Here is a 19,155-nt window from a genome sequence, read left to right on the forward strand (position 1 = left end):
TTTATTCTACAGAAACAATGTAATAATAGATTGGCTGACCACCATAGTAGTTCTGTACATCGCAGTCAGGGAAGCTTTCTTCCACTCTTGCCGCAAATGCCTCTGCATCCTCCTTCTTTACATCTGCTCCGTAATAAATACTGATCAGTTCGCTGTCTTCATCTACTGCATCTTTGATCAGATCGAATGTAACATCCGAAATGTCATTACCAACGGATACCAGTCCCTTATCACCGATACCCATGATATCTCCCTCATGGATGGCTTTTCCATCGATGGAGGTATCTCTGACCGCATATGTTACCTGTCCGCTCTTTACATTTGATACAGCTTCTAACATATTGTTTTTGTTATCCTCTAATGTCATCGTACTGTCAAACGCTATCATTGCACTGATACCCTGTGGCGCATTTGCCGTTGCAAGGACGATGATATTCTTATCTTCACATAAGCCGGCTGCCTGATTGGCTGCAAGAACAACATTTTTATTATTTGGGAATATAAATATATTCTCGGCATGAACCTTCTCGATCGCATTCAGCATATCCTCAGTGCTTGGATTCATCGTCTGACCACCTTCGATCACATAATCAACTCCAAGCTCCGTAAAGAACTCCTTTAATCCATCACCCATGGATACTGCGATGAAACCATATTGTTTCTTTGGCTGCTGTTTTTCTTTCTCTGCCTGTCTTGCAGCTTCCTGTCTGGCTGCTTCTTCCCGTTCTGCCTGCTTGATGACCTTCTCATGATGCTCCAGTCTCATATTATCGACCTTCATATTTGACAGATAACCAAGGGTAAGACCTTTTTCAAATGCCTGGCCCGGATGGTTTGTATGAACATGGATCTTTACGATCTCATCATCTGATACACAGACAATGGAATCACCGATCGACTCTAAGAACTGTTTCAGATCTTCTTCCTCTTTTATGCCGTATGGTTTTTCCAGATTAATAATAAATTCTGTACAATATCCGAACTTGATATCGGCCGACAGATCTTCAGAATACTTTGGATTGTCAACACCGGATACTCCTGCTCCGGAAGGCTTTGTATCTGCAATTACGACACGTCCGAGAATACAGTCAACTGCACCCTTTAATACTTCCATCAGGCCCTGTCCGCCGGAATCCACAACACCGGCCTCTTTTAATACCGGAAGCAGCTCCGGTGTGGAAGCAAGCACTTCATCTCCATGCTTAATGATGGTTTCGCAGAATTCCTCCAATGTAATATCTGTACCTGCACATTCTCTGGCCTTAGTAGCAATACCTCTGGCAACTGTAAGGATCGTTCCTTCCTTTGGCTTCATAACAGCCTTATAAGCTGTCTCAACCGCCTTCTGGAATGCATCAGCAATCTCGATTACTCCGATCTCTGTTTTATCCCCGATCTTCTTGCTGAAACCACGAAGAAGCTGAGAAAGGATTACACCTGAATTACCTCTGGCTCCACGAAGGGAACCGGTTGACATTGCCTTTGCGATATCACTCATTGTCTCCTTACAGGATTCAACTTCCCTTTTTGCTGACATGATCGTCATTGTCATATTTGTACCGGTATCTCCATCCGGTACAGGGAACACATTCAGCTCATTAATATAATCTTTTTTATTATCAAGGTTATTCGCACCGGCTATAAATGCTTTCTTCAGTGCAAGTGCATCAATCGTATTTTTCACTTCTACAGTTCCTCCGTCTAATCTAGAATCTTTACATCTTCAACAAATACATTTACCTGACTGACCTTAAGAGATGTAAAATCTTCTACTTTATATTTTACAGACTGCATCAGATTATCTGTTACAGCCTTGATGCTGACACCATATGCCACAACGATATGAAGCTCTACCACAATATCTCCATTCTCATCAAACGTAACATGAATTCCCTGCGTGATATTGTTTCCTTTTAACTGTTTTACGATTCCGTCTTTTACACTGACAATACCCATACCAACAATGCCAAAGCAATCGAGTGCTGTCATACCTGCTACCTGTGCAACCACATTCTCATCCAGACTGACGGTTCCATTATCATTATTTATATATTCGTTCATAGAAAACCTCCCATGCTTTTGTCCTGTTATATGATGTGCAGGAATCCCATCTCCTTATCATTCTGAAAAGTATATTTAAAAATAGGCAAACCTGTCTCACCATAATTATAAACATATAGTTCTATTATAACAGAGAATATGCAAATTTCAAGACAACCATTTATTGTCTATTCTTTTTAAAAAAATTAAAAATATGCTTGCATATAACAAAATTATCTGATATAGTAACATTTGTTGTGAACTTATGAGAGGATAAGTTTAATAAAAATAAGGAGGTGCTATCATGGCAAAATGTTCAGTTTGTAATAAAGGTGCTCATTTCGGTATCAAAGTGAGCCATTCACATAGAAGAGCAAATAAGATGTGGAAATCAAATGTTAAGTCTGTTAAGGCTATCGTAGATGGTTCTCCAAAGAAGATTTATGTTTGTACTTCATGTTTAAAATCTGGAAAGGTTGAGCGTGCATAGTTCACCTCGTATTCTTTCTAAAAAAGACTGCCATAAAACAATGGCAGTCTTTTTTATTTTCTTTTTTCAGACTGCCGGCCAAGCTTCTATCATAAATTCTCAAAATCTCTCCTGCCGTAACCCGGTCAGGTCATTGACTTTTAGCATCTGCAAAATAATATATATGCCATTAAAAAAAAGATTACAATAAGCAAAAATTCCAGAAACCCTTCTACCAGATAGCTGAATATCATTCCGATTGCAACGAAAAAGAGGGCAAATCCAACTACACGCTTCAAACAACATCACCGCCAAAAAAAGACTTCACATACCATTATAAGATATGCAAAGTCTTTTTCTTTTATGTCTGTTTTATTCCTCTGCCGGTTTCGATGCTTCTTCTACCGCCTGTTCAATCTGCTCTTCTTCCTCTGTCTTTTCCTTCTTAAAGAAGCCGGTGATCCGGTCAACGATCTCAGGTGCCATATCAATGATCTTGCTGATGGCATCCTGATTCTTAATATTAACAAGTCTTGTCTTACCGTTTGAGATAACCAGAACCGCAGCCGGACTGAGCTTTGCTCCGATACCACCGGCCGCATTATTGCCGGTCTGTTTATTGAACGCACCGGCCGCCATACCGAAATTCACATCAAGAAGTGGAATAATGATCGTATCTCCTACCTTGATAGGATCTCCCACTACAGATTTGGATGAAACAAATCCATTCATTCCATGAAACAAAGTGCTGATCGTTCCGTCAATATTTGTATTTGCCATTACTTATTTCCTCCCGAAATCTTTTTTAAATATGCCATAGATCTTTTCACGTATTTATTAAAGTATACCTTGCAGCAATAATATAATATATTATAAACCCTGATTCTTCCTTTTATGAAAATATCCCCTTCCAATATCTTCTTGGAAAAATCCGGAGTTATATCTATTTTATTATAATATAACGGTAAAATCAAACTCAGATATCCAAGCTGTTTTCCGGTAGATGCCGGATCTCCTGAACCATATGTTACCTGCCCTTTGATCTTTGTCGGATTCAGATGCTTTAATAACAGGATCACGTTTCGCTTTAACACCTGAAATGCCTGCTTCGTTGTACCCGCCCGGACGAATTTCTTATACTGCTCCGCCTTATCTTTCATATGGTGCAGTTTTCTTACAACTGCTTCGATCTTATCCTTTACCGCAATAACAAATCGGTCGAACTTCTTACCGATACGGGTAAATATCGTCTCCGGACTTTTTTGAAATTCCGAATGATCTTCTGCAAATTCCCGGTTAGCATCTCTATCTTCTCTGTCGGGATCTGCATCCTGCATCATCTGATCTGACAAACCATCCTGCTGATCGGATTCAGCATCTTCTGCTTCCTGCTTTTCCGTTTTTTTCGCTTTTTCGGCTTCTGCCTGTTCGCGTTTTTCCTGTTTTTTTGCTTTTCGAATCTCTGCCTTTTCCTGTTTTTTCAGTTTTTTTGCTTCTCTGACTTCAGCTTTTTCCCGCATACGAGTTTCTTTTTCACTTTCTGTGACTTCTGTCTCCGTATCTGTTTCTTCCTGGCTTTCTTCCGAAAATCCACCTTCATTGGATACCAGCGTTCCGCCGAATGACCGCAGCCAATATACAAAGCCGTTTTCATCATAATTTGCTTTGAAGCAGAATACAAAACCCAACCATGAGGCTTTTAATTTGCATATAAAATTGTCATGTTTTTCTGCATAAAACCGATACCGGACAGGAACGAATAATAATAAAAGCAACAGTACAAGTACAAGCCCTATCAGGATCAATACTGTAATCAACAGAATCTTTAATATCAATAAGAAAATATGTAACATATGCTCCCCTTATATCAGCACACTGTCATGTCATATAGAAAATAGTCCTTACAATCAAACTTTCCGGTCATACCATATACATCCCGGATAATATCCCGTATAAGAAAAAACGCTCCGGCCTTTGTCATCGACATTCCAACGATAACGATATCATCTGTTCGTTTCTTATAGTACGGCTGCAGGAATTCATTTGCCTCATAAACCTCTAACAGTCCGTCCTCAAACAATGGAAGTGTTATGACATAAACATCCGCACAGGGCTTCCGCTTTTTTATTCTTTTTATCAGTCGGGATGCCGTCTTATCCGGCATAACTCCGGTATAAAGCCGCTTTGCTATTGTCATTTTTTCACTCCCCTGCTCTGTCCGACCTCTCTCTAATCTTCCATAATTCCCTGAATAATCACATAACATGCAAGAACCTCGCTGCGATTTGAACAGCGCACCAGTGCATTATCAATATAATCTTTGATCTCCTGCTGTGTATTAAAGAACACAGGAATTGTAGAAAGTATCTTCGCCATGACCGCACGATTAACTACCTGTGAGTTTCCGGTAAATACCTCTCCGAATTCTTCTATGAGTTTATCCTTTTTCGAAATAATATATTCAGAATCCGCAAGTGCGCCTGTCTCAATCTTCACATGATCGATATCTACAAACATACTGCCGGATAACAGCTTTTCCAGTGTATCAATACGATGATAAGCATCCTCCAGACCAAGGCGGATAATATCCGGCTGATTGGAAGATATGATATCATAGATCGGAGCTTCAAGCACCATCCGGTGTTCTCCCGCTTCCTCCTGTGCGCCTTCATTTGCAACCAGCATATCATATGCATCCGTCGGGAATTCATCTTCATTTTCCATGGATTCATAGATACGTCTGATAATGGATAATGCCCGCATACAGGATTCCGATACTCCTGACTTGCATTCAGCCGCAAGCATCATGCTGTACAGATCATTTACCAGCTCGATCAGCATCATATAATCTGATACGACATCATTGATAAAGCCTGCACTTTTATCCAGAACCGTTGACAGATTCCTGTATCCGTCAAAATCAAGATGTGCATAATCTCCCTCTTTAATAATCTCGTACGCTTCATGCAGAGAAGAATATTCTGTCTCGAATTTCTCCGGAAGCTGTAATAAGGCAGTTTCTTCTACTGTCTCTATAAAATCATCCAATGAACTGATCTCACAACCATTATAAATTGATAAAGTCTGTCCGATAATATCGTAAAATCTTGCCTTTGTCATACGAAGCGGAAGCTGACCTACGATCTGCTGGATCTTCGCATTTACCGCTACCTTATCCTTATCTGCAAAGATGAAGTTAAAGACCTCCGCGCTGAACTGCTCTGCATCAAATTTCTCAAACATCTTCTCAAGTTCTTCGTCCACATTTTCCTCGAATCCATATTCTTTTCGGTTCAGGATATATTCGTACAACTCAAACGCATCAGTATATGCAGTAAGTACCTTCATCTTCTCCGTGATCTTATTTCTCATTCCGGAGATAAGCGCCAGATCCTTGTCATCCAATTGATCCGCATCTCCTGCCAGATAAGTTCCGACCAGCTTATTGATTCCCATAACACATTCATAAATATATGGATCCTCTGCAAAATCTTTGTCTGCCATCAGTTCACGGATCACGACATAGTTTAATGCAAATTTCTGACAGGCATATTCGAAATCTGCCGTCATGACTGCATCTGCAAATTTTGCAAGATTCTCATCCATATTGTTCTTACGGGTTATCTCTGTGATCAGTTTTTTATCTTCATTATACATAACTATCTATTATCCTCTCATTCTTAATTAAATCCATCTCTTATTTATGCTCGTGCGTAAACAAATGATCCTGGCAATATTCCTTGTTGCCTGTACATCTGGAGCAATAACGGAACTGCATGTCCGGTGCTTCCTTATCTGTGATGCCGCATACATAACATTTATGTGTCACATTCTCTGAATTGTTGACACGCACCTGCTTCGCATAATTCCTCCTTCGCTTGATCTGCTTTGGAGAAAGCCGTCTGAAATCCTTTGTGCTGAAATAGAAAATTACAAAGTTTAAAAGTGACATTATGATATTTACACGTCCCATCAGGTTTGCGTTCATAAAATAATATCCTATAAACACCAGATACAAAACAGATAACCACTTCATCTTAACCGGAATGATCATTGCATACAGTACCTGCATATCCGGATAACAAACTGCAACTGCCAAAAATAAAGACAGGCAGATATAATAACTGGATACGATATAGATATGAGAATCCCATGACATCGGAATATGAAATACATACTGACAAAGTATATATGCGATCATCGTTCCTGCCATCGTGAGAAACATACCACCAAATATATACAGGTTGTACAAAAACGTACCGATTGAACGTTCTAATAGATTACCGATACTATAATAAAAAAACAACATAATGATAGTAAAGATACTGACACTTAATTCCGGAGGAGTGATTACCCATGTAAGTAATCTCCAAACTTCTCCCTGCATAACAAATGCAGGAACAAGAATCAGCTTTGATAAAATCTGTGGTGCAAACATCAGAAGCAGATAGCCAATGACATATCCAAGGATCAGATACAGGGACAGATTCTTGATCGCATACCGACCAAACTTCCTTTCAAGCTTGTTTATCATCTTCATGAATGGATCTCCTTTTAATTTCATTCATACTATTTGTTTTCGGTATATAAACAGATTTTCCAACATCTGTTATATCCACAAATCAGGGAACTGCCATATTCCCATCCAATGAGAATATGGCTGATAGTATCCCGACATTATCAAATTATATAATAGAACGAAAAACTTTACAACAGCACAATCATGAAGAATTTCTAACTTTTATATATCTTAATCCACAACCAGCTCCAATCCTTCCGGCAAAACGACCTGATATAAGTTCTTATTGTTCTCAAATAATTCCTGTGGACCGACACCAAAATACATGAATACAGATTCAAAGGTATCTCCTTTTTTCACTGTATAATGCATCTTTCCATCTCCGGATCCTTCCTGTTCTATCGGAATACAGATTTCTTCCCCTTCCTGCATATTATAGACATTTACATACGGATTTGCAGTTATGATGTCACAGAGATTACATTTGTAGTGTTTTGAAAGCTTATATAATGTATCCCCTTTTTCTACTACATGGATCACTCCATTGCAATGATCATAATTTTCCATTTCATACCATCCGGCTTTTTTTATTATTATATTCGGAATCTGAAAAATGTTCCCTTTTCTTCTTATTAAAATATAAATCTTTCTCTACCTTTTTCTAAAATAAAAATTAAATAATAAAAAATCAAGGAAAATCAATCCTAAAATAAATATTAAGTTCGTCAGAAAAGGGAAAAAATCATTGTTTTTTGTAAAACGTTCCACTATAATAGATTCGGTTCAATAAAGAGAAAATTTTGCAAAAAGATTAGGATGGTTTTTATGTACAAATTAGGAATTGACATTGGCTCAACAACCGTTAAAGTTGTTGTTCTTGATGATTCACACAAGATTTTATTTTCTGATTACAGAAGACACTACGCAAACATAAAGGAGACATTACAGTCTCTTATAAATGATGCAAAAGCCAGGCTTGGTGATGTAGAAGTTACTCCGGCGATCACCGGCTCCGGCGGTCTTGCGCTGGCAGAGGTTATCGGTGTACCTTTTACGCAGGAGGTAGTCTGTGTTTCCGAAGCATTACAGGACTATGCTCCACAGACGGATGTTGCGATCGAGCTTGGTGGCGAAGATGCTAAGATCATATATTTTACAAATGGAATCGAACAGCGTATGAATGGTGTCTGTGCCGGTGGTACAGGTTCCTTCATCGACCAGATGGCTACTCTTCTTCAGACAGATGCCAGTGGTCTGAACGAATATGCAAAGGACTATGATACGATCTATCCGATCGCTGCCCGCTGTGGTGTATTTGCCAAGACAGATATCCAGCCTCTGATCAATGAAGGTGCAACCAAGCCGAATCTGGCTGCGTCTATCTTTCAGGCTGTTGTCAACCAGACAATTTCCGGTCTTGCATGTGGTAAGCCGATCAAAGGAAATGTTGCGTTCTTAGGCGGCCCGCTTCATTTCCTCCCGGAACTGAAAAATGCATTTATCCGTACTCTGAATCTGACCGGGGATGCGATCATCGATCCGGGTCATTCTCATCTTTTTGCTGCAACAGGTGCTGCCCTGAATTCCAAGCCGGAGGTATCCAGAACGCTCGGCGAACTCAGCCATTCCTTAGACGGCGAGTTACATATGGCTGAAAATGTACTCCGTCTCCCTCCATTATTCGAAGACGAAGCAGCCTATGAAGCATTCAAGGAGGAGCACAATAAATATAAAGTAAAACGCGGTGACCTTGCTACATATAAAGGAAACTGCTTCATCGGTGTTGATGCCGGTTCTACAACCACCAAGGTAGCTCTTGTCGGTTCAAATGGTGAATTATTATACGACTTCTACAGCAGCAACAACGGAAGTCCGTTAAATACGACGATCAAAGCGATCAAGGATATCTATTCCAAGCTGCCGGAGGGTGCTGTCATCGCCGGTTCATGCTCTACCGGTTACGGCGAAGCCCTGATCAAGCAGGCACTTTCTCTTGATTTTGGCGAAGTAGAAACGATTGCCCACTATACGGCAGCAGCATTCTTTGATCCTGAAGTTGACTGTATCCTCGATATCGGCGGTCAGGATATGAAATGTATCAAGATCAAGAACAAAGTCGTAGATAATGTCATGTTAAATGAAGCATGTTCCTCCGGCTGTGGTTCTTTCATTGAAACATTTGCCAAATCCTTAAATTATGATATTGCGGATTTTGCAAAGATCGCTACAACTGCCAAGACTCCTATCGACCTTGGTTCCAGATGTACGGTATTCATGAATTCAAAAGTAAAACAGGCACAGAAGGAAGGTGCGTCTGTAGCTGATATCTCAGCCGGTCTGGCATATTCCGTTATTAAGAATGCACTTTTAAAGGTTATCAAACTGACGGATCCAAAGGATCTCGGTAAGAACATCGTCGTACAGGGTGGTACCTTCTACAACGATGCTGTCTTAAAGAGCTTCGAGGTAATCTCCGGCAGAACCGCTATCCGACCGGATATCTCCGGTATCATGGGTGCTTTCGGTGCTGCCCTTATTGCCATGAATAAATATAAAGAGGGCTTTAAGACTTCTATGCTGTCGATCGATGAGATCAGCAAGCTGACTTATACCACAAATATGACCAGATGTAAGGGCTGTACCAACAACTGTCTGCTGACGATCAACCGTTTCTCAAACGGTAAGAACTTCATTACCGGAAATCGTTGTGAAAAGGGTGTCGGTCTTAAGAAGAATGCTGATAACATCCCGAATCTGTTCGAATATAAATTAAACAGGATCTTCGACTATACCCCGCTTACACCTGATATGGCAAAACGTGGTGTGATCGGTATCCCTCGTGTTCTGAATATGTATGAAAATTATCCATTCTGGTTCACTTTCCTGACAAAGCTCGGATTCTCGGTAGTACTTTCTCCAAAGTCATCCAGAGATATCTACAGTCTTGGTATTGAATCGATTCCAAGTGAATCCGAATGTTATCCGGCTAAGATCTCACACGGACATGTTATGTGGCTGTTAAAGAATGGTATCACATCCATTTTCTATCCTTGTGTTCCATATGAAATGAACGAAACACCGGAAGCAAATAACCACTACAACTGCCCGATTGTTACATCCTATGCCGAAAATATCAAAAACAACATGGAAGAATTAAAGGATGACAAGATCACCTTTATCCGTCCGTTCGTCGCACTGGATAATGAACAGGCTCTTGTCGATCGTATGTATCGTGAAATGAAAAAATACTACGATGTTACAACCGATGAGATCGCATCTGCTGTCCGTGCTGCATATGAAGAAGCAGAAAAAGTAAAGACCGATATCCGTGAAAAAGGCGAAGAAACTCTTCGATATATCGATGAACACGACATCCTTGGAATCGTCCTTGCCGGTCGTCCATACCATATCGACCCTGAGATCAACCACGGTCTTCCGGAACTGATCAACTCATATAAGATCGCTGTTCTGACAGAGGATTCCGTTGCTCATCTGGGACAGGTAGATCGTCCGCTTATCGTATCTGACCAGTGGATGTACCACTCCAGATTATATAAGGCAGCAAACTATGTTAAGACCTGTGACAATCTGGAACTGATCCAGTTGAACTCCTTCGGCTGTGGTCTGGATGCCGTAACAACCGACTGTGTAAATGATATCCTGACAAAATCAGGAAAGATTTATACCGTTTTGAAGATTGATGAAGTAAGTAACCTTGGTGCTGCCAGAATCCGTATCCGTTCACTGATCAGCGCCGTTAATTCCAGAAAGGAACAGAACTACAAGACCTGCCCGTCAAGCAGTGCGATCAACCGAATCGAATTTACCAAGGATATGATGAAGGACTACACCGTTCTTGCTCCACAGATGTCTCCGATCCATTTCAATCTGCTGGAATCTGCATTCAAAGTTATGGGACTTAATATCGAGATCCTTCCGGATGCAACCAAGGAAACGATCGATGTCGGATTAAAATATGTTAATAACGATGCCTGTTATCCATCTCTGATCGTCGTTGGACAGTTGATGAGTGCCATCACATCCGGTAAATATGATGTAAATAAACTTGCAGTTATCATGAGCCAGACCGGTGGTGGCTGCCGTGCAACCAACTATGTCGGATTTATCAGACGTGCGCTTGCAAAAGCAGGTTACGGCCAGATCCCTGTAATTGCATTATCGGCTCAGGGATTTGAGAAGAACTCCGGTTTCCCTATCACCTTAAAGCTTGCAAAACGGGCAATTCAGGCACTTGTCTATGGTGATGTCTTCATGCGTTGTCTTTACCATACAAGACCATACGAGAAAGAACCGGGATCTGCAAATGCGATCCATAAGAAATGGGAAAAGATCTGTAAGAAGACACTGGAAGAAACAGGAAGCACAGCAAGATTTAAAAAGAATATCAATGGAATCGTACATGACTTCGATACTCTCCCGCTTCTTGACATCAAGAAGCCAAGAGTTGGTATCGTTGGAGAGATCCTTGTAAAGTTCCTTCCATCTGCAAACAACCATCTGGTTGATCTGCTGGAATCAGAAGGTGCTGAAGCTGTTATGCCGGATCTGCTTGATTTCTTCATGTACTGCTTCTACAACAGTAATTATAAATATGAATATCTGGGCAAGACACACAAAGGCGCAATCATCGGAAATGCAGCCATCTCGCTCCTTGAGCATATGAGAAAGCCTGCAACTGATGCTTTAAAGGCAAGCAAACGTTTTGATCCACCTACACCGATCACGCATCTTGCAGAATATGCCAGACCTTTTGTATCCATCGGTAACCAGACCGGTGAAGGCTGGTTCTTAACAGGTGAAATGATCGAGCTGATCAACAGCGGTGCCGCAAATATTGTCTGTGCACAGCCATTTGCCTGTCTGCCAAACCACATTGTCGGCAAGGGTGTTATCAAGCATCTTCGTGAGGCTTATCCGGATGCTAACATTGTGGCAGTCGACTACGATCCTGGGGCATCCGAGGTTAACCAGATCAACCGTATTAAGCTGATGCTGGCAGCGGCCAACAAGAAGCTGAAATAGCCCGCCTGTTTGGACATTGCGGCAAACTGCATATAGACAAATATACTTAACAATTACAAAAACAGACACATATAACTTCTATTCCGCAGATCACTTTCGTTCTGTTTTTCACGTAGCGGTACTAAATTCACCGCTTATCGCGGTTCATTAAGAACCGACGTGAAAAAAGGTCTGCTTCATAGAAATATATGTGTCTGTTTTTTCTTTTATATACGAATGCCTATATGCAGTTTTTATATTTATCGAAGCATTATCATTCTCTACACAAGGCAAGTATTTCATAATAAAAACAGCTACATATATCTTCTATTCCGCAGATCACTTGCGTTCTGTTTTTCACGTAACGGTACTAAATTCACCGCTCTTGCGGTTCATTAAGGACCGACGTGAAAAAAGGTCTGCTTCATAGAGATATTTTGTAGCTGTTTTTATTTACCCTTTTTTTGCATGTATTTTGTTCTTATAGTAAGATAATATCTTATATCATCCGCATAGGGATGCCACGTTCACTTAAATACTTCTTCAGATCTGAGATCTCAAGCTCTTTGTAATGGAATAATGATGCCGCGAGTGCAGCTTCTGCTTTTCCTTCTGTCAGTGCGTCGTAGAAGTGTTCTTTGGTTCCTGCTCCACCGGAAGCAATAACCGGTACATTTACATTCTCTGCAATCGTTCTGGTAAGGTCGATATCGTATCCGGCTTTCGTACCATCACAGTCCATACTGGTTAGTAGGATTTCTCCTGCACCGAGTTCAACTGCTTTCATTGCCCATTCTACTGCATCGATACCGCAGTCAATTCTACCGCCATGTTTGAAGATATTCCAACCGCCATCCGGTCGTTTCTTTGCATCAATGGCAAGAACCACGCATTGACTTCCGAACTTATCGGCTGCTTCTGCGATCAGATTCGGATTGTCGATCGCTGCTGAATTAACCGATACCTTATCTGCACCTTCGCGGAGAATGGCTTTGAAATCATCAACGGTACGGATACCACCGCCAACCGTAAATGGAATAAAGATCGTCTCAGCCACACGTCTGACCATATCTACTACGATATTTCTTTGATCAGAGGATGCAGTGATATCTAAGAATACAAGCTCGTCCGCACCGGCTTTATCATAAGCTGAAGCAACCTGAACCGGATCTCCGGCATCTACCAGATTTACAAAATTAATACCCTTTACAACTCGTCCGTTTTTCACATCCAGACATGGAATAATTCTCTTTGTATGCATGATTATGCCTCCAATTCTATAAAATTCTTCAGGATCTGAAGTCCAACGGTTGAACTTTTCTCCGGATGGAACTGGCAGGCAAATACATTACCATGTTCGATCGAAGCATGGATATTCGTTGAGTAAAATGTGGATGCAGCTACATCTTCCTCATGATCTGCCTTCAGATAATACGAATGAACGAAATATACATATGGATGTTCCGGAAGTCCTTTAAATAACCTTGCTTTCGGATTGATATCAAGTGAGTTCCATCCGATCTGTGGAATCTTAAGTCCCGGTGCATCCGGAATCCGAAGGATCTGTCCATCTACGATTCCCAATCCTGTTACTCCCGGTGTCTCCTCACTTGTCTTAAATAATAACTGAAGTCCAAGACAGATACCCAGAAATGGTTTTCCCGAATCAACGACATCATAAATAACATTTTTCAATCCATATTCATTGATTTTTCCCATTGCATCGCCAAAACTTCCAACACCCGGAAGAATAACTCCAGAGCTGTCCATAATGACATCCCTGTCTCTTGTAATTATGGCTTCTTCGCCAAGAAATTGTACGGCTTTTTCGACGCTTTTGATGTTACCTGCATCGTAATCAATAATCGCTATCATTTGTCTATTTCCTTTCAAATCAGGTATATTTATCAGCATCACTATGCAAATATTTAACTACAAATCAAACAGTGGTATTATAGCATAAAAAAATATATGTGTCTAACCGGAATGACCGGTGAGAAATGATTCACTTTCTTTATTTAAACGCATCTAGATATTTCACATCACCGGATATACGAAATTTACATCTCAGCTCTTGTATAAGTGCGATATCCTCATCAAATCTACCATTCACATAATCTTGTTCAAATAACTCTTCCGTATAAGGCTTTCCATCTTTTAATCTATCTAAAGACTCAGAATTAAATTGCTTTGCATTTACTGCTTGTAATGATTTATCCAATAAAAGTTTCTTCCTAGCATTTAACATGATCTTATAAAAATTCTTTCTCAGCTTAGGAATTATTGGAGTTTCATCAATTATTGAATTGATACTTTCCATATCAATTCTCGGAACAATTCTTTTTATAGCGTTACTGCAATTTGTATCATATCCCGAAGTTAGAATATCACAATAGTTAGCTTTAGTGTGATTAATCAACAAAGCAGCATTGGGAAACACATAAATTTGTTTTAAAACCTCTTTATCATTGCTAAGAACATTAACTATACCATCATCACCAATTACAGGGTATAAAACACTGCCATAATCGTAAGTAGGTGCAAGCGAAACCTCACCGGATTTTTTATTTACTAAAAAAGCCCAATCACCTATATATCTGTCAAAATTAGCTAGAAGGGCATCAACAATAAAAGTATCCCAATATCTCTGAATTGCACTCTCTTTTAATTTTGATAAAATAGGATTATTATTATACACTTCATATATTTGTTCTAACTTAGGTAATTTACCTATGTCTGCTGAATCATACTGCATTCGCATAAATTGCGAAAATTCCTGGCATAAATACTCAAACCCACAAAAATCTTTACAAGCTACAACTAATTCTCCGGCATAATATCCTAATAAAGTTTCATGAGTCGGAACATTAATGCTTGCAGCTATAGAACTACCTAGATATTCAGAAATACAATTATTTATGTTGCTTGTAGTCAATTCATTTAATTTATGACTCTTTTCAGTAAACTTAATCATATAAGGATGCCCATGATATAAAATTCCAAATTTTCGATCAGACCCACCATAACTTGATAGTACATTTACAGGGCAATTACTAAAATCTATTAATTGAGGCATTAACTCACTTCCTCTATTCTATCAGAAAGAATTTAATTTATTAAGCCTTTTCTTCATTGACTTATTTACTTTTGACTGCCAGGTTTTATTTAATTCTTCTTCTAAAAGCAACTTTAAACCGCTTATTTCTTCCGTACGATCATATACCTCTAATGCCAAATAGTAAACATTTTTATCTTCGGTACTTATTATTAATGGTGGATAATTTTGTAAAAGAAGGTAATAATTTAATAATAATCTTCCTGTTCTACCATTCCCATCAGCAAATGGATGTATATTTTCAAATCTTGCATGAAAATATGCTGCAGCAAGTAATACATCTCCATCCCAAGAATTTATTTCGGCTAAAAGATCTTTAATTTCATTTTCTACTTCATCCGGAAAAGCACCAACTTCCTGCATCCCAATAGTATAATCATTTTTCTTAAAATGACCAGGTCTCTCACCCCTACTCCATATAGTGGAATCATAACATCCAGACATTAGTACTCGGTGAAATTGAGATATAATTCTAATACTCAAAGGCTCTTTTTTCTCAAAATTTTCTAAAATACTCTCAAATGCAAATTTCTGATTTTGAGCTTCAAAAATTTCTCTTACACTAACTTCATTAATAGATACATCTTTACCCTCAAAAATATCACGGGTTTCATGATAAGTTAATCGATTTCCTTCAATACTATTACTATTTGTAGCAAAAACTATACTAAAATTCTCCAGAGCATTTCTTAAATCATCTTTTGTTTGTATATTTTGAGCTCTCCACCAATTAATTACAGCATCATTAATCATAGTAGTTTTCTAAAACTCCTTTAATGGTTTTATTGTATTCATTTTTTCACCAGCAGGGAGAATCAGTTCATTAAATCTTAATAATAATTGTTTTTGATAAAAAATCTTTCGGCTGATACTGCATACTTCATAAATTCTATCATTCACAGTGATGAACTCTGGTAAAAAATTGATAAAATCCATAATTTCGTCTAAATGGGCGATGATTCTATTAGTAGCACTATTTAATGCTTTTTGAAATTCTAAACAATCTTGAAATTCTTGTATAAATTTCTTAGCAGATAACAAATGTCCATTTCTACTATAAGCTGTTAACGCATTTAAACAATTATCTCTTAACTCATCCGAGGATAATAACCTTATTATCTTATCCTCGCTCATTTTAGGTGAAAAACTTGCCCCATTATCAAAAATAGGAGCAATTCTATCCTTCTGACCATTAATTCTTAAAATTCCCCAGTTATCATTGGTTCTATCATTGTTATTAATGAAAATATCAATCAATGCTTGTTCAAAAAAATGTTGCTTAATTCCATCAATTACATTAAGTAAAGGATTTTTCTCAAGATGAAACATAAGTTCATCAATATCTACAACATGTGTAGATGTGGAATGTATATTGGAATGACTTCTGAATTTATCAAGTAAATCTCCACTTAAATAGTTTTTTATTGTTCGTATCTCAAGCAAAAATCCATCAATCGCAAAGTCTTTACAAGCAACAATTAATTTATTATTGCGTACACCAAGTATAGTTTTATGGACATCATATCCTAATATTCTATATATTTCACTACCCAAGAATTCTGATAAAGAAGAATAAGAAGCATTTTCATCTTCCATTTGTGATAAACTTCTCGGATATTTAACAATCCATTCGTCATCATCAATTAATATACCATCCTTATTGCAAGCTGTTCCACCATAAAATCCGTTTTTTAAACTTAACGGATTATTGGATAAGTCATAAATATTTATAGTAATCATATTGTATTCTCTATCCAATCATATTTAGCAGGTTCTACACGAAAAAAGAATTGAATCTGATAACATGGTTATACTAAAACCTTCATCAGATATCCGAATTTAACTTACAAAATTTTGACACATTTACAATAGTATCATTTATAGACTGTAAAGTATAAATGCTGTCAACGCTAATTGGTAACCAGCCTAATATTTCTCTAGTAATTATTATAAAATAGTTCTTTGATTCCTTAAAAACTTTACCAATATCCCATTTGGATAGAATTTCACTCGTTTCATCTATAATAAAAACTGCTCCCTGTACTGAATTAAAAATTAAATGATAATCAACACTCAGGGTAGACTCATTTTCCAGGATAAATATTTTATCTTTATCAATCTTATTACCAAAATCGTCAACGATAGTACAAAATACTGAGCTAACGTTTCTTTTGTATTTCGCTAACGTTTTTAAAAAATAAGTTTTCTTTGTGCCAGAATTTCCTGTAATAATGTTATATTTGCCACTCATTTTAAAATTGAACTTTTCTTTTCTATTCTTTAATTCTATGATCATGGCACTAACTCCCATCTAGCTTCCTTTTCATACTCTGCATAGTCTTTATATAGACGCTGCTTCAGCAAGCTATAAGCCTGAAATTTATCTGATGGAAACTTAGCAAGATGTTGCAAATATATAGTAATATCATGCGTTTGTTCTAACTCAAGTAAAATACTATTGCAATTATCTCCAAAAATAGTTCCCCAAATTTTGATAGATTTATTCATATTACAGAGCATCAATGCTTTGGCACCGGTACTAATTTCAAAGATACTAAACAGTATATCTTCATTGTCTTTATCCTGTATACCAATAGGTGTGACAATTGCATTGTCTATCTCATTTAGTATTTTTATATTAATTGCATTCTTTAACCAAGAGTATTCGAATTGTTCCTCAAATTCTAAATCCACTGCATAAATACAATCGTCAGGTCTACCATATCCTATCTTTAACATGTTCTTTTCTGCTAAACCATTTAGTAATAATGAGACAACCTTTTACAGTTGCTCTATCTGTTTGTTTATTAATAATTATTGCGTTATCTCTCTTAAAGTAAATTCATCTCTCACACATCTACCTTTTAGATAGTCTAAAATTACAAATTCAGTATAGTATGGTGCTCCAATTATCCTAAGAATTTCTCCAATATTTTGCCTGTCCGGTGGAATCACTCGCTCCCGAACAAACATAAGTGCATAGTGATTATCCAGATGATACATTCCCTGATATGCTGCGGTAGCAAGAAATGCTGGCATATCCTCTATTGGATAATCTCTACTAGTATCAACTTCATAGGAATCCTTTTCAGTATCATATGTCAAAATACCACATGAAACACCTTTAGGATCAACTATCTTATAAGTTCTTAACATACTCAAACCTCCAATCAAACATATGCTGAATATTTTCCCAATAATAATCGGGAGCTGAATCTCTATCTATTCCTTTAAAAATATCTTTTGGATAACTAAGCTCTTTGAGATATGATCGTGGAACATACTTTAAATTTTCAATCAGATCTTTGCTTCCAATAAAATTATTTACCGGGCCAGATTTACTAATGTCAAATTTTTCAAAGTCATCTTTAAATCTGCAAGAGCACATAAGGGATAAACCGTGATCAAATAAAAATGCTAAATTATAGTTACCATTCTTAAATAATATCTCTAGGTTTGAACTATGTCTATCCCTATTGCACACTAAATAATCTAATGTGAGCATGTCGTAGAGATATTTTCCATATCCAATTCTTTTTAAAAATGTAATTGGGTCCTCATTTTCCATATGTTTTAAATCATAAAAAGCACCAAACGATAAAGATTTCATACCACTTTGTTTGAAGCTGGCAGATCTAGTTAGCCATGTAGTATACTCTTTATTATCAACTACAACTAATGCTTGTATCAACTCATACTGTAAGCAATCATAGCCAAGAGCGTTTGCAATATTTTTGCAAATAACCTCGTTTATACTCTCGAATCCCCAAAAACCATCTATTGAATTATATGAAGACATTTTATAATAATATTTTATTCCATCTATAATCTCTTCAGATTTTAAGAAAGATCCACTGCTCCCACTGGAGTCTCTGGCGATAGCCCATATAAGATGCCTTAAATCTAATGGTGAAAAAAGCATCATCATATAGCAACAACCTCCAATAAAACATATATAATATTTATCATCATCTGTAACAGCCAAATCTG

General features: G+C 37.9%; 19 protein-coding genes. 2 read left to right on the forward strand and 17 right to left on the reverse strand.

What is annotated here, in order from left to right:
- Position 1 precedes the first annotated feature (1 nt).
- A complete protein-coding gene (locus tag LK416_05475) occupies positions 2–1,684 on the reverse strand; it encodes a DAK2 domain-containing protein (protein UEA75629.1) in 1,683 nt (560 codons plus the stop codon).
- A gap of 17 nt (positions 1,685–1,701) precedes the next feature.
- The gene (locus tag LK416_05480; protein UEA75630.1) at positions 1,702–2,061 is read right to left on the reverse strand and encodes an Asp23/Gls24 family envelope stress response protein; all 360 of its coding nucleotides are present in this window, start codon (positions 2,059–2,061) and stop codon (positions 1,702–1,704) included.
- Between the two features lie 283 nt (positions 2,062–2,344).
- On the opposite strand from LK416_05480, the gene rpmB reads away from it, so the two are divergent.
- Complete coding sequence (gene rpmB / locus LK416_05485; protein ID UEA75631.1) at positions 2,345–2,530, forward strand: 50S ribosomal protein L28; 186 nt, start codon at positions 2,345–2,347, stop codon at positions 2,528–2,530.
- Between the two features lie 351 nt (positions 2,531–2,881).
- Here rpmB and LK416_05490 read toward each other — a convergent pair whose 3' ends face one another.
- The 6 genes from LK416_05490 to LK416_05515 form a co-directional block, all read right to left on the reverse strand.
- Complete coding sequence (locus LK416_05490; GenBank protein ID UEA75632.1) at positions 2,882–3,289, reverse strand: sporulation protein; 408 nt, start codon at positions 3,287–3,289, stop codon at positions 2,882–2,884.
- Positions 3,289–4,362 carry a DUF2953 domain-containing protein gene (locus LK416_05495; protein UEA75633.1) on the reverse strand — a complete coding sequence of 358 codons (1,074 nt, stop codon included), beginning with the start codon at positions 4,360–4,362 and terminating at the stop codon, positions 3,289–3,291. Before LK416_05495 ends, LK416_05490 begins: the two co-directional genes overlap by 1 nt.
- A gap of 14 nt (positions 4,363–4,376) precedes the next feature.
- Positions 4,377–4,706, reverse strand: coding sequence for a hypothetical protein (locus tag LK416_05500; protein UEA75634.1), 330 nt, complete (start codon positions 4,704–4,706; stop codon positions 4,377–4,379).
- 32 nt (positions 4,707–4,738) lie between these two features.
- Positions 4,739–6,166 (reverse strand): hypothetical protein, encoded by a 1,428-nt coding sequence (locus tag LK416_05505; protein ID UEA75635.1) that lies wholly within the window; start codon positions 6,164–6,166, stop codon positions 4,739–4,741.
- Positions 6,167–6,206: 40 nt separating this feature from the next.
- Complete coding sequence (locus LK416_05510) at positions 6,207–7,049, reverse strand: hypothetical protein (GenBank protein ID UEA75636.1); 843 nt, start codon at positions 7,047–7,049, stop codon at positions 6,207–6,209.
- A 210-nt stretch (positions 7,050–7,259) separates the two neighbouring features.
- Positions 7,260–7,595 (reverse strand): LysM peptidoglycan-binding domain-containing protein, encoded by a 336-nt coding sequence (locus LK416_05515; protein ID UEA75637.1) that lies wholly within the window; start codon positions 7,593–7,595, stop codon positions 7,260–7,262.
- A gap of 258 nt (positions 7,596–7,853) precedes the next feature.
- Here LK416_05515 and LK416_05520 point away from each other — a divergent pair, with 258 nt between their 5' ends.
- Positions 7,854–12,071: a 2-hydroxyacyl-CoA dehydratase gene (locus LK416_05520; protein ID UEA75638.1), complete on the forward strand. Its 4,218-nt coding sequence runs from the start codon at positions 7,854–7,856 to the stop codon at positions 12,069–12,071.
- A gap of 478 nt (positions 12,072–12,549) precedes the next feature.
- Here LK416_05520 and hisF read toward each other — a convergent pair whose 3' ends face one another.
- The 9 genes from hisF to LK416_05565 all read right to left on the reverse strand — a co-directional run bounded on the left by hisF (position 12,550) and on the right by LK416_05565 (position 19,093).
- Positions 12,550–13,311 carry an imidazole glycerol phosphate synthase subunit HisF gene (gene hisF / locus LK416_05525; protein UEA75639.1) on the reverse strand — a complete coding sequence of 254 codons (762 nt, stop codon included), beginning with the start codon at positions 13,309–13,311 and terminating at the stop codon, positions 12,550–12,552.
- A 2-nt stretch (positions 13,312–13,313) separates the two neighbouring features.
- Positions 13,314–13,925: an imidazole glycerol phosphate synthase subunit HisH gene (gene hisH, locus LK416_05530; GenBank protein UEA75640.1), complete on the reverse strand. Its 612-nt coding sequence runs from the start codon at positions 13,923–13,925 to the stop codon at positions 13,314–13,316.
- A 139-nt stretch (positions 13,926–14,064) separates the two neighbouring features.
- Positions 14,065–15,126, reverse strand: coding sequence for a HipA domain-containing protein (locus tag LK416_05535; GenBank protein ID UEA75641.1), 1,062 nt, complete (start codon positions 15,124–15,126; stop codon positions 14,065–14,067).
- Positions 15,127–15,147: 21 nt separating this feature from the next.
- Positions 15,148–15,918 (reverse strand): Fic family protein, encoded by a 771-nt coding sequence (locus LK416_05540; GenBank protein UEA75642.1) that lies wholly within the window; start codon positions 15,916–15,918, stop codon positions 15,148–15,150.
- Between the two features lie 9 nt (positions 15,919–15,927).
- On the reverse strand, positions 15,928–16,905 hold the full coding sequence (locus tag LK416_05545) for a hypothetical protein (GenBank protein ID UEA75643.1): 978 nt from the start codon (positions 16,903–16,905) through the stop codon (positions 15,928–15,930).
- Positions 16,906–16,990: 85 nt separating this feature from the next.
- Positions 16,991–17,461, reverse strand: coding sequence for a hypothetical protein (locus LK416_05550; GenBank protein ID UEA75644.1), 471 nt, complete (start codon positions 17,459–17,461; stop codon positions 16,991–16,993).
- Entirely contained in the window at positions 17,458–17,904 is a 447-nt protein-coding gene (locus tag LK416_05555; protein ID UEA75645.1) for a DUF4869 domain-containing protein, read from the reverse strand. Before LK416_05555 ends, LK416_05550 begins: the two co-directional genes overlap by 4 nt.
- A 75-nt stretch (positions 17,905–17,979) precedes the next feature.
- The gene (locus LK416_05560) at positions 17,980–18,321 is read right to left on the reverse strand and encodes a hypothetical protein (protein UEA75646.1); all 342 of its coding nucleotides are present in this window, start codon (positions 18,319–18,321) and stop codon (positions 17,980–17,982) included.
- Complete coding sequence (locus LK416_05565; protein UEA75647.1) at positions 18,305–19,093, reverse strand: hypothetical protein; 789 nt, start codon at positions 19,091–19,093, stop codon at positions 18,305–18,307. The genes LK416_05560 and LK416_05565 overlap by 17 nt, the downstream gene beginning before the upstream one ends.
- Positions 19,094–19,155: the final 62 nt, after the last annotated feature.

Source organism: Lachnospiraceae bacterium GAM79, assembly GCA_020735665.1.
In the GTDB taxonomy this organism is placed as follows: Bacteria; Bacillota; Clostridia; order Lachnospirales; family Lachnospiraceae; genus Coprococcus.